This is a genomic window from Phenylobacterium conjunctum, assembly GCF_042679085.1.
Taxonomy (GTDB): domain Bacteria; phylum Pseudomonadota; class Alphaproteobacteria; order Caulobacterales; family Caulobacteraceae; genus Phenylobacterium; species Phenylobacterium conjunctum.
Genome location: NZ_JBHTLQ010000004.1, coordinates 1 through 12,147, shown reverse-complemented (window position 1 = coordinate 12,147; position 12,147 = coordinate 1). Strand labels below are relative to the sequence as shown.

Sequence of the window (12,147 nt, the reverse complement as noted above, 5' to 3'; positions counted from 1 at the left end):
GGGGGTATATCTGGCGGGCAGGGAGATCCGCCATGGCCCATCATCACAACCACGCCCCCGCCCAGCCCGACGGGGATTTCGACATCGATCCGGTGTGCGGCATGAAGGTGGATCGGAAGGCCCAGAAGCCCTTCGCCGAGTACGAGGGGCGCACCTATCGGTTCTGCGCCCAGGGCTGCCATACGAAGTTCACCGCGGACCCGGCGCGCTACCTGGAGCCGCGCGAGCCCGATCCGCCGGCCCCGCCTGGGACCATCTACACCTGCCCCATGCACCCGGAGATCCGCCAGGAAGGACCGGGCTCCTGTCCCTTGTGCGGCATGGCCCTGGAGCCCGAGCTGGTCACCGCCGAGGCGCCGCCGAATCCGGAGCTTGAGGACTTCACCCGCCGAGCCTGGCTGGGTGGCGCGCTCGCCCTGCCGCTGCTGGTGCTGGAGATGGGACCGCACCTGACCGGCCTGCACTGGCCGCTGGCGCCCGACCTGTTGGCCTGGATCGAGTTCGCCCTGGCCAGCCCGGTGGTGCTGTGGGCCGGCGCGCCCTTCTTCGCCCGCGGCTGGGCCTCGGTCGTCACCCGCAACCTCAACATGTTCACCCTGATCGCCCTGGGGACCGGGGTGGCCTGGCTGTTCAGCGTCGCCGCCACGTTGGCGCCGGCCATGATCCCGGCCGCCTTCCGTGGCATGCATGGCGAGCCGCCGCTCTATTTCGAGGCCGCCGCGGTCATCGTGGTGCTGGTGCTGGTGGGCCAGATCCTGGAACTGCGCGCCCGCGAGCAGACCTCAGGCGCCCTGCGCGCCCTCCTGAACCTCGCGCCCAAGACGGCGCTGCGGGTCCGGGCCGACGGAGGCGACGAGAGCGTCGCGGTCGACCAGATCCGTCCTGGCGACCGCCTGCGCGTCCGGCCCGGTGAGAAGATCCCGGTCGACGGCGTCGTCGCCGAGGGCCACGGGGCGGTGGACGAGAGCCTGGTCACCGGCGAGGCCATGCCCGTCGCCAAAGCCCCCGGCGATCCCGTCACCGCGGGCGCGCTGAACACCACCGGCGGCTTCGTCATGACCGCCCAGAAGGTCGGGGCCGACACCCTATTGTCCCAGATCGTCCAGCTGGTCGCCGCGGCCCAGCGCAGCCGGGCGCCGATCCAGCGCCTGGCCGATCGGGTGTCCGGGTGGTTCGTGCCGGGGGTGGTCGCCGCCGCCCTCGCCGCCGTCGTCGGCTGGAGCCTGTTCGGGCCGGAGCCGCGCCTGGCCTACGCCCTGGTGGCCGGGGTCAGTGTGCTGATCATCGCCTGTCCCTGCGCCCTGGGCCTGGCCACGCCGATCTCGATCATGGTCGGCGTGGGCCGGGGCGCCCAGGCCGGCGTCCTGTTCCGCGACGCCGCCGCCCTGGAGCGCTTCGAGGCGGTGGACACCCTGGTGGTCGACAAGACCGGCACTCTGACCGAGGGTCAGCCCGCGGTGACCGCCGTCGTCCCCACCGACGGCCGCGACGAGGCCGAACTGCTGCGTCTCTCGGCCGGGCTGGAGCGCGCCAGCGAACACCCCCTGGCCGCGGCCATCGTCCGCGCCGCCCGGGACCGAGGCCTGACCCTGGCTGAACCCCAGGACTTCCGCTCTCCCGTGGGCCAGGGGGTCCTGGGCCGGGTCGAGGGCCGTGCCGTGGTGGTCGGCGGCCGCGCCCTGCTGGCCGAGCATGGGGTCGATCCCGCCCCGCTGGCCGAGCGCGCCGACGCCCTGCGTCGCGAGGGCGCGACGGTGGTGTTTGTCGCCATCAACGGCGCCCTGGCCGGCCTGCTGGCCATCGCCGACCCGATCAAGGCTTCGACGCCTGACGCCCTTGCCCGCCTCAAGGCCAGGGGCCTGCGCGTGGTCATGCTGACGGGGGACAACGCCGTCACCGCCCAGGCGGTGGCCCAGCGCCTGGGCCTGACCGAGGTCGAGGCGGAGGTCTCCCCGGCGGACAAGGCCGCCGTGGTCGCCCGGCTGAAGGCCGAGGGCCGCGTGGTCGCCATGGCCGGCGACGGGGTCAATGACGCGCCCGCCCTGGCCGCCGCCGACGTGGGCGTGGCCATGGGCGCCGGCGCCGACGTGGCCATTGAGAGCGCCGGGGTGACCCTGTTGTCAGGCGACCTAGCCGGGCTTGAACGGGCGGCGATCCTGTCGCGGGCGACCTTGCGCAACATTCGCCAGAACCTGACCTTCGCCTTCGCCTACAACCTGGCGGGCGTGCCGCTGGCGGCGGGCGTGCTGTACCCGGCCTTCGGCCTGGTGCTGTCGCCGGCGGTGGCTGCGGCCGCCATGTCCCTGTCCTCGGTCAGCGTCGTCGCCAACGCGCTCAGGCTTCGCGGGGTGAAGCTCTAGCTCGGCCGACCCATTTTGCCGGTTCCCGCAAGGTCGCGTGACGCCCATAGTCCCGCCTAACAAACACTGGGGGGAGTGAAGGCCATGCGCGGCAAGTGGCGGCTATTCGTCTTGGGCTGGCTGGTGATCCTGATCGGCGCGGCCCTGGCCCACGCGGTCCAGACCACGGGTGGGGTCAAGGTCACCGACGTCCGCTTTCCGGGCGACAAGGGGGTGGTGATGAGCGGCCTGCTCTATCTGCCGCCCAACGCGACCGCCGCCCATCCGGCCCCGGCCGTGCTGGTCAGCCACGGCTATATCAACACCCGCGAGATGCAGAGCCCCTTCGCCATTGAGCTGGCGCGCCGGGGCTTTGTGGTGCTGGCCATGGATATGACCGGCCACGGCTATTCCGGCGCCACGGTGGCCGCCCAGGGCTTCGGCGGGCCTGCGGCCCTGCGCTATCTCCAGTCCCGCCCGGAAGTTGATCGCGGCAATATCGGGCTGGAGGGCCACAGCCTCGGCGCCGGCGCCGTGCTCTCGGCCGCGGCGGACCAGCCCGACGGCTATCGGTCCATCGTCCTGGAGGGCACGACCCCTGGCCTGCTGGGCGCCCCGGCCACCGCCACCCCGACGAGCCCGCGCAATGTCGCCCTGGTGTTCGGCAAGTTCGACGAGTTCTCCGTCCTGATGTGGCAGGTTCCCAAGGGCTCGATGGTCGCCACCTCCACGCGCCTGCAAGGTCTGTTCGGCGTGTCCGGCCCGGTGGTGGAGGGCAGGCTCTATGGCGATATCGCCGCCGGAACCGGCCGCATCCTCTGGAACCCGCCGATCACCCATCCGTGGGAGCATTTCTCCCGCGCCGGGATCGGCCATGCCGTCGACTGGTTCCAGACCACCCTGAACGGCGAGGCCCGGCCGCTGGATCCGAACAACCAGGTCTGGATCTGGAAGGAGGTCGGCACCTTGGCCGCCTTCGTCGGCTTCGTGCTGCTGCTGCTCGGGACCTTCGAGTTACTGCTGGGCGCGCCGCTGTTCGCGGGCCTGGCGGCTGAGCCCCAGCCCACCACGCTCAAGCGCGACGGGCGCTGGCTGATCAGCCTGTTGCTGATCATCGCCATCCCGGCCGTGACCTATTTCCCGTTCATGAAGCTCGGGAACCTGTTCTTCCCGATGAAGGCCTTCCCCCAGTGGGTCACCAACCAGCTGCTGGTCTGGGCGATCCTCAACGGCCTGATCACCCTGGTCCTGGGCCTCGTCCTGCGGCGGGGCAAGTCGAACCTGGCCAAGCTGGGCGGGCCGGCCATCCTGCTCGCCGTGGCGGTCATGGCGGTGGGCTATGGCTCCCTGGCCCTGGTCGACGCCCTGTTCAAGGTCGACTACCGCTTCTGGGTCCTGGGGCTGAAGCCGTTGGACGCCGTCCACGCCCGCTACGCGCTCAGCTATCTGCCGCTCTGGACGGCCTATTTCCTGGTCGCCCTGCGGCCGCTCAGCGCCGACTTGGCGGTGAAGGGCGAGGGGCCGGTCGCCGCCTACCTGACCGCCGCCGTCGCCATGGCGGGCGGCTTCGCGATCCTGGTCGGCGTCCAGTACGCCAGCCTGTTCACCACGGGCCTGCTCGCCACCCCGTCCGAGCCGCTGAACGTCATCATCGCGATCCAGTTCATCCCGCTGATGGCGGTGGTCGGGATCATCGGCGCCTTCACCTATCGAAGGACCAACGCCTATGTCCCAGGGGCGCTGATCTGCGCCCTGCTGATCTGTTGGTACGTCACCGCCGGCACCGCCACCCACTGGTCCCCCGACTTCAAGCCGCCGATCCCGGCGGCGAAGTGACCGACCGTCAGGCCGCGTCCAGCGCGCGGCTGACGTCGCGGGCCAGGTCGATGCTGCTTTCCAGGCCGACGCTCATCCGCACCCAACCCTCGGTCAGGCCGATCTCCAGCCGTTCGGCCTCGGGCATGGAGCGGTGGGTGGTGGTGCACGGATGGGTGGCCATGGACTTGGCGTCGCCCAGGTTATTGGAGATGTCGACGATCTCCAGGGCGTCCAGGAACCGCCAGGCCGAGGCCCGGTCGCCCAGGTCGAAGGCCACCACATTGCCGCCGCCGGTCATCTGGTTGGCGATGATCGCCGCCTGCGGATGGTCCGGACGGCCGGGATAGAGCACCGCCTTGGCCTTGGAATGGGCGGCGATGACGTTGGCGATCTTGGCCGCGTTCTCCGCCTGTCGGGTGACGCGCAGCTCCAGGGTCTCCAGACCCTTCAGCAGCACCCACGCGTTGAAGGGCGACAGGGCCGGGCCGGTGTGGCGCAGGATGTCCTTGTAGGCCTCGGTCATCACGGCCTCAGCGCCCAGGATCGCGCCGCCCAGCACCCGGCCCTGGCCGTCGATGTGCTTGGTGGCCGAATAGACGACGATGTCGGCGCCCAGGGCCAAGGGCTTCTGGAACACCGGGGTCGCGAACACATTGTCCACCACCAGCTTGGCGCCGGCGGCATGGGCGATCTCGGCCACGGCGCCGATGGCGGTCACTTCCAGCAGCGGATTGGCCGGGCTCTCCACCAGGAACGCCTTGGTATTGGGCCGCACCGCGTTCTTCCAGGCGCTGAGGTCGGTGGCGTCCACATAGGTAACCTCGACCCCGAAGCGCGGCATCCATTCCGACAGGATCCAGCGGCAGGAACCGAACAGGGCCCGGCCGGCCACGATATGGTCGCCGGCCCGCACCAGGCCCATCAGGGCCACATGCACCGCGGCCATGCCGGAGGCGGTGGCGCGGCAGACCTCGGCGCCTTCCAGGAGGGCCAGACGATCCTCGAACATCTGGGTCGTGGGGTTGCCGAACCGCTGGTAGATGAAGCCCGGCTCCTCGCCGGAGAAGCGGCGGTCGGCGGCCCCGGCGCTCTCATAGGAGAAGCTCTGGGTCAGGTAGAGGGCTTCGGAGATTTCCCCGTACGGCGAGCGCACCATGCCGCCGCGCACCAGCTTGGTTTCGGTCTGCCAGTCTTGCGGTGTCTCGGCCATGGTCGGCTCCTGTCGGGGTCTGAAGCGCTGATGGCCCAGGCGCGAACCTGAAGGAAATCAGAATTCCTGCGCGGGTCTTCAGCCGCCGCGCTTGAACGCCTCCCAGGCGAGCGGGTCAAGCATCCGCATGCGCTCAGGGCTGAATCGTCTACGGAACACCGTTCGTCCGGCCTAGCCTCCCGCAAAAGAGCAGGGAGGAAACACCAATGATGCTCACCTTGTTTCGGCTTCTGGGCCTGATCCTGTCGGCGCTGGGCGCGCTCCAGGTCGTCATTTCGTTCGTTCCGGCCGCCTATGCGAGCCTGGTTCCGGCGCCGCTGATGCTGGTCGAGGGCTTCGCGCAAGCCGTCGGCCTGCTGGGCCTGGGCGCCACCATCTATCTGCTGGCCGAGATCGCCGCCAAGCGTCCCGCCCGCAGCTACTGAACCCTCCTGGGGGGAGGGGATCGGCCGGCGCCCGCCGCTGCGGTCTTGAAGGTTGCAGGCCTTGCAATCGGCGGCCCCGGCGGCGAGTGTCCGGCCGATGACCCATTCTGCCCAAGGCGGGATTCTGCCCTGCCAGTCCATTGAAGACCTGATCGCCCAGGGCGCCGTCACCTCGGCCACGCCCTTCGATCTCGATCAGGTCCAGCCCGCCAGCCTCGACCTGCGCCTGGGCGCGCGGGCCTGGCGGGTGCGCGCGTCGTTCTTGCCCCGCTATGACCGCACCGTCGCCAGCCGCATCCTGGATGTGGCGATGCACGAGCTCGACCTGACCCGCGGGGCGGTGCTGGAGAAGGGCTGTGTCTATATCGCCGAGCTGCAGGAGCGCCTGGCCCTGCCGCCCGGGATCAGCGCCCGCGCCAATCCGAAAAGCTCCACCGGCCGGGTGGACTGTTTCGTGCGCCTCTTGTCGGACAACCAGCCCGCCTTTGACGATGTCCAAGCCGGCTATCACGGGCCGACCTATGTGGAGATCGCGCCCCAGACCTTCTCGATCCTGGTGCGCACCGGCACGCGGCTGAACCAGCTGCGCCTGAAGACCGGCGAGCCGCCCAAGCTGAAGACGGTCAGCGTCGGTGTCGACCTGACCGACGGTGTCGCCGGCTTCCGCGCCCGTCGCCATGCCGGGGTCATCGACATGGACCACGTCGACGGCCACGACCCGCGCAACTACTGGGAGCCGCTGATCCCCAGGAATGGCGAGCTGTTGCTGGATCCGGGCGAGTTCTACATCCTGGCCTCCAAGGAGGCGATCGAGATCCCGGTGCTGGAAGCCGCCGAGATGACCCCGATCGACCCATCGGTGGGCGAGTTCCGCGTCCACTATGCGGGCTTCTTCGATCCCGGCTTCGGCACGGAAGAGGCGAACGCCGTCGGCTCCCGCGGGGTGCTCGAGGTGCGCAGCCACGAGACACCCTTCCTGCTGGAGGACGGTCAGGTCGTCGCGCGCATGGTCTATGAGCCGCTCACCGCCCGCCCGGCCCGCCTCTACGGCCAGAACGGCAGCCACTACCAGCGCCAGGGCCTGAAGCTGTCCAAGCACTTCCAGCCCTGGGAGTAGAGGTCAGAGCCGCTTGTAGTAGAGCCTGGTGCCTACCAGGCCGCCGTGAGGCTTCAGCGCATAGTCGGGGATTTCGCCCGCATAGATCCAGCCGTGCCGCTCGTAGAGCCCGGATGCTCCGCCCTCAGAGGCGGTGTCCAGGACCAGCAGGGTGCGGCCAGCTTTGCGGGCGATGTCCTCTGCGCAGCTGAGCACCAGGCTGGCGGCGCCGCGGCCGCGATGCGCGGTCGCGGTCATCATCTTGGCGATCTCGCCTCGGTGCGGCTGGTTGGGCGGGCAGTCCAGGTGGAGGGTGACGGTGGAGGCGAGCTCGCCGTCCGCAAAGGCGCCCAGCACCACGCGCTCGCCGCGCGACGCCGCCTCCAGCGACTTGCGCCAGAAGCTGCGCGCGTCCTCCAGAGCAAGCGGCGCCATGAAGCTCACCGATCCGCCGCCATCGACGGTCTCCACCAGCAGGGCCGCCAGGGCGTCGAGGTCGGCGAGGGTCAGGGCTCTGATCTCGAACATGGCTCAGCTCCGGGCCAGGGCCACGACATAGGCGGCCGGGGCGGTGGAGGCGTTCTCGAACACCACGTCGGAGGGCGGGCCGAACCCCAGGCCGTCGCCGGCCGCCAGCAGGTGGCGGGTTCCGCCCTCGGTGAGGGTCATCTCGCCCTCCAGCACCCAGACCACCTGGCGGATGCGGGCATAGGAGGAGGCGGGCATCTCCACCCGCCCGCCGGGCGGCATGTCCACCCGGACCAGCTCCACCGGATGGTCCGGCTGCATGAACACCTGGCGGCGGAGATAGCCTGTGGCGGGGTCGCGCCACAGGGGCTGGTCAGCGGCGCGGCTGACCCGCTCGCCATTGCTCTCGGCGCGCAGCAGCAGGCCGGCGAGGGTCAGGTCGAAGGCGGCCGCCAGGCGCACCAAAAGGGCGGCGGTGGGGCTGGTCTCGCCCCGCTCGATCTTGCTGATCGCCGCCTTAGAGACGCCGGAGCGCTCGGCGAGGTCGGACAGGGACCAGCCGCGCGCCTCGCGCTCCAGCCGCAGGCGGACGGCCAGGCGCAGCCCCGCATCGTCAACGAAAGTATCCATTCGTCTCTGATAATAGACGAATGGATCGGCTTCAAGCGGCCTTGGCGGCGCCGCGATAGAGGCCTGACAGGGTGTTCAGCACCGTCAGGGCGGCGGGATCGGCGATGCGGTAGAAGATGGTCTGGGCCGAGCGCCGGGTGGCGACCAGGCCCTCGGCCCGCATCTTGGCCAGGTGCTGCGAGGCCGTGGACTGGGCCAGGCCCGCATGCTCGGCCAGGTCGCCCACCGAGGCCTCGCCCTCGATCAGCCGGCACAGCAGCAGCAGGCGCTGCTCGCTGGCCAACAGCTTCAACAGCCGCGCAGCCTCGCTGACACAGGCCTGAAGTTCGGCGGCGCTGTCGGCGCAGGGTTCAAGAACGATGTTCGCCATAAGTGTCATGTAGCCGCTCCAGCGGGGTCCGCAAGCTGAGGTCGCCCGTCATCGCGCAGGACGATGTAGATCGCCGGGATCACCAGCACCGTCAGCAGGGTCGATGACGCCAGGCCGAACAGCAGGGAGATGGCCAGGCCCTGGAAGATCGGGTCGGTGAGGATCACCGAGGCTCCGATCATCGCCGCCGCCGCCGTCAGCACGATGGGCTTGAAGCGGATGGCGCCGGCGTCCAGCAGCACGTCGCGCAGGGGCCGGCCCTCGCCCTGCTGATGGCGGATGAAGTCCACCAGGAGGATCGAGTTGCGCACGATGATCCCGGCCAGGGCGATAAAGCCGATCATCGAGGTGGCCGTGAACGGGGCGTGGAACAGGATGTGGCCGATGACGATGCCGACCAGGGTCAGCGGGATCGGCGTCAGGATCACCAGGGGCAGGCGGAAGCTTTTGAACTGCGCCACCACCAGGACATAGATCCCCAGGATCGCCACCCCGAAGGCCGCGCCCATGTCGCGGAAGGTCACCCAGGTGATCTCCCACTCGCCGTCCCACAGAACCGTCGGCTTCGCCTCGGACGTCGGCTGGCCGTGCATGCGGATGTCGGGCTTGAGGCCGGCGGGCCAGTCGGCCTTCCGGATCGCCTTGTCGACATCCATCATGCCGTAGATCGGGGCCTCATAGGCGCCGGCGAGCTCGCCCATCACCATGTCGATGTCCCGGCCATCGCGGCGGAAGATGTGGGTGGAGCCGGCCTCGGTCGAGGCGTCGACCACCTCGCCCAGCTCGACCAGCCTGCCGTCCTGGCCCCGAGCGACGGGCAGGGCGGCCAGGCCCTGGCCCCAGGTCCTGGCCGATTGCGGCAGGCGCACGGAGATCTCCAGCGGGTCGCGGTCGGCGCCGCGATGGGCGTAGCCCACCACCTGGCCGCCAAGCGCCGCGCCGATGGAATCGAACACCTCGCGGTCGGCGACGCCCAGGGCCTCCAACCGCGTGCGGTCGGGGACCAGGCGCAGGGTCGGCTGGGCCTGCGCGTAGCTGTCGTCCACATCGACGATGTAGGGCGTCTGGCGGAAGAAGGCCTTCACCTTCTCGGCCACGGCGCGGCGGCTGGCGGCGTCGGGGCCATAGATCTCGGCCAGCAGGGTGGCCATGACGGGCGGTCCGGGCGGCGCCTCAACCACCTTGATCACCGCGCCGGCGGGCAGGGCAAGCGCAGCCAGCTTGCGGCGCAGGTCGAGCGCGATGGCGTGACTGTTGCGGCTGCGCTCACCCTTGGGCGCCAGCGTCAGGGCCAGGTCTCCCTGGTCCGGGGCGTTGCGCAGATAGTAGTGGCGCACCAGGCCGTTGAAGTTGAACGGCGAGGCCGTGCCGGCATAGGCGTCGATGGCCGTGACCTCGGCGACGCCGCGGGTGACATTGGCCGCCGCCATCAGGGTCCGCTGGGTGTCCTCCAGCGAGGTCCCGCGCGGCATGTTCAACAGCACCTGCAGCTCGGACTTGTTGTCGAAGGGCAGCAGCTTCACCGTCACCGTCTTGGTGGCGAACATGGCGCAGGCGACCAGGGTCGCGACGCCCACGCCGGCCAGGAAGCGCCAGGCGCTGCGGCGATCCCGGATCACCCGGCCGGCGACCTTGCGATAGAGCGCGCCCAGCCTGCCCTCGCCGTGATGATCGCCGCCGCCATGGCCCCCAATATGATCCAGGGTCTTGCGGGCGAAGCGGATCATCAGCCAGGGCGCAATGACCACGGCCACGAAGAACGAGAACACCATGGCCGCCGAAGCGTTGACTGGGATCGGCGCCATGTAGGGGCCCATCAGGCCCGAGACGAACAGCATCGGCAGCAGGGCCGAGACCACGGTCAGGGTGGCGACGACGGTGGGGTTGCCCACCTCGGCCACGGCGTCCACGGCCGCGTCCACGCGGTTGCGGCCATCCCTCATCGCCCAGTGCCGGGCGATGTTCTCGATCATGACGATGGCGTCGTCGACCAGGATGCCGATGGAGAAGATCAGGGCGAACAGGCTGACCCGGTTGATGGTGTAGCCCATCAGGTTCGAGGCGAAGAGGGTCAGCAGGATGGTGGTCGGGATCACCACCGCCGTGACGCCCGCCTCGCGCCAGCCGATGGCGAAGCCGATCAGGATGACGATGGACACCGTCGCCAGCCCCAGGTGCATCAGGAGCTCGTTGGCCTTCTCATTGGCCGTCTCGCCATAGTCGCGGGTGACAGCCACATCCAGGCTGGCGGGCAGCAGGGTCCCTTTCAGGCCCTCCACCCGTTGCAGGACCGCATGAGAGACGACGACGGCGTTGGCGCCCTTGCGCTTGGCGATGGCCAGGCTGACCGCGGGGCCTTGCGTCCAGCCCTGGTCGGCGCGAACGGCGCGCCAGGCGCGGGCCTGGTCCTCGCGCGGGGCGGCGACCACATTGGCCACGTCGCGGACATAGACCGTCTCGCCCTTGGTGGAGGGCAGGGCCAGGAGGCCGATTTCGGTGGGGGTGGCCAGCGTCCGGCCGGCGGTGACGTCCACCGCCTGGCCGCCGTCGCGCAGGGAGCCGGCCGGGAAGGCGCGGTTGGCCTGGCGGAGGGTGTCCATCAGCGCGCCAAGGGAGACGCCGTGCTGGGCCAGACGGGCGGGATCGGGCTCGATCCTCAGCTCCTGCGGCCGGCCGCCGACGAGGAAGGTCAGGCCCACATCGTCGACCTTGGCGATTTCGGTGCGCAGCTTGCCGGCCACCTCATAGAGGGCCTGGTCGCTCCACAGGCCTTCCGCGCCCGGCTTGGGCGACAGGGTCAGGACCAGGCTCGGCACATCATTGATGCCCCGGGTCTGAACCAGGGGTTCGGGGATCCCGGCGGGGATGCGGTCATAGTTGGCGCGCAGCTTCTCATGGATGCGCACGGCCGCGGCGTCCGGGTCCACGCCCACCTTGAAGCGGGCGGTGACCATGACCTTGTTGTCGTCGGCGAAGGTGTAGACGTGCTCGACGTCGTTGACGCTCTTGACGATGGTCTCCAGCGGCTTGCCGACCAGCTCGACCGCATCCGGCGCACGCAGGCCCGGCGCGCCAACCATGATGTCGACCATGGGCACGCTGATCTGCGGCTCCTCCTCGCGGGGGATGCTGACCAGGGCGAGCAGGCCCACCGCGATGGCCGCCAGCAGGAACAGCGGCGTCAGCGGCGAGGCGATGGTGGCGCGCGTCAGGCGCCCGGAAATCCCCAGCTTCATTGTGCGGCTCCCACCGGCGCCAGGACATCGCCCTCATGCAGGCCGGACAGCACCTCCAGCGTGCTCGCATTGGGGCCGGCGGTGGTCTGGACCGGAGCCTCGGTCACCGCGCCGTCCTTGGCGACCAGGCGCACATAGTCGATGCCGAAGCGGGTGGAGACATAGCGGCGCGGGACCACGATGGCCTGGCGCTCGCCGATGGCGACACTGGCCCGCACGCGCCGGCCGATCAGGTTGGCGGGCAGGTTCGGCGCGGTCACGTCGGCCTTCACCTGGCCGCCGGCCACCGCCGGATAGATCTGGGTGATCTGGCCTTGGGTGACCGCCCCGCCCAGGTCGGCGGGATCCAGGGTGACCGCCTGGCCGACCTTCAAGGTCGCGGCGTCAGCGTCGGGGACTTCGATCCGGACCACCAGGGGGCCGGCGGTGATCTGGGCCAGGCTCTGGCCCGGCATGACCACCGAGCCCACGGGCACGCTGGCGGTCAGCACCCGGCCGGCGGCCGGGGCCAGGATCGCGCCCTGGCCGGCCAGTTCGGCGCTGGCGCCCCGCTGG

General features: G+C 70.2%; 10 protein-coding genes. 4 read left to right on the top strand and 6 right to left on the bottom strand.

The annotated features are described in order from the left end of the window. The first annotated feature begins 32 nt into the window (after positions 1–32). Together ACFQ27_RS02420 and ACFQ27_RS02415 are read left to right on the top strand one after the other, a co-directional pair. Positions 33–2,360, top strand: a complete 2,328-nt coding sequence (locus ACFQ27_RS02420; protein WP_377352281.1) for a heavy metal translocating P-type ATPase — start codon at positions 33–35, stop codon at positions 2,358–2,360. 84 nt (positions 2,361–2,444) lie between these two features. After that, positions 2,445–4,175 (top strand): alpha/beta hydrolase, encoded by a 1,731-nt coding sequence (locus ACFQ27_RS02415; protein WP_377352279.1) that lies wholly within the window; start codon positions 2,445–2,447, stop codon positions 4,173–4,175. A gap of 7 nt (positions 4,176–4,182) precedes the next feature. Here ACFQ27_RS02415 and metZ read toward each other — a convergent pair whose 3' ends face one another. After that, entirely contained in the window at positions 4,183–5,367 is a 1,185-nt protein-coding gene (gene metZ / locus ACFQ27_RS02410; protein ID WP_377352278.1) for an O-succinylhomoserine sulfhydrylase, read from the bottom strand. Between the two features lie 206 nt (positions 5,368–5,573). Here metZ and ACFQ27_RS02405 point away from each other — a divergent pair, with 206 nt between their 5' ends. Beyond that, positions 5,574–5,792, top strand: a complete 219-nt coding sequence (locus tag ACFQ27_RS02405; protein WP_374345802.1) for a hypothetical protein — start codon at positions 5,574–5,576, stop codon at positions 5,790–5,792. Between the two features lie 97 nt (positions 5,793–5,889). Beyond that, on the top strand, positions 5,890–6,909 hold the full coding sequence (locus tag ACFQ27_RS02400) for a 2'-deoxycytidine 5'-triphosphate deaminase (protein WP_374345801.1): 1,020 nt from the start codon (positions 5,890–5,892) through the stop codon (positions 6,907–6,909). 3 nt (positions 6,910–6,912) lie between these two features. Here the strand turns inward: ACFQ27_RS02400 and ACFQ27_RS02395 are convergent, their stop codons facing one another. The 5 genes from ACFQ27_RS02395 to ACFQ27_RS02375 all read right to left on the bottom strand — a co-directional run. Continuing rightward, positions 6,913–7,416, bottom strand: coding sequence for a GNAT family N-acetyltransferase (locus ACFQ27_RS02395; RefSeq protein WP_377352277.1), 504 nt, complete (start codon positions 7,414–7,416; stop codon positions 6,913–6,915). 3 nt (positions 7,417–7,419) lie between these two features. Beyond that, positions 7,420–7,986, bottom strand: a complete 567-nt coding sequence (locus tag ACFQ27_RS02390; protein ID WP_377352275.1) for a helix-turn-helix domain-containing protein — start codon at positions 7,984–7,986, stop codon at positions 7,420–7,422. Positions 7,987–8,017: 31 nt separating this feature from the next. After that, on the bottom strand, positions 8,018–8,356 hold the full coding sequence (locus tag ACFQ27_RS02385; protein WP_374345836.1) for an ArsR/SmtB family transcription factor: 339 nt from the start codon (positions 8,354–8,356) through the stop codon (positions 8,018–8,020). 5 nt (positions 8,357–8,361) lie between these two features. Next, on the bottom strand, positions 8,362–11,592 hold the full coding sequence (locus tag ACFQ27_RS02380; RefSeq protein WP_377352273.1) for an efflux RND transporter permease subunit: 3,231 nt from the start codon (positions 11,590–11,592) through the stop codon (positions 8,362–8,364). Continuing rightward, positions 11,589–12,147 (bottom strand): efflux RND transporter periplasmic adaptor subunit (locus tag ACFQ27_RS02375; protein ID WP_377352271.1); only part of this gene is annotated, 559 nt, incomplete at its 5' end. The genes ACFQ27_RS02380 and ACFQ27_RS02375, both read right to left, overlap by 4 nt.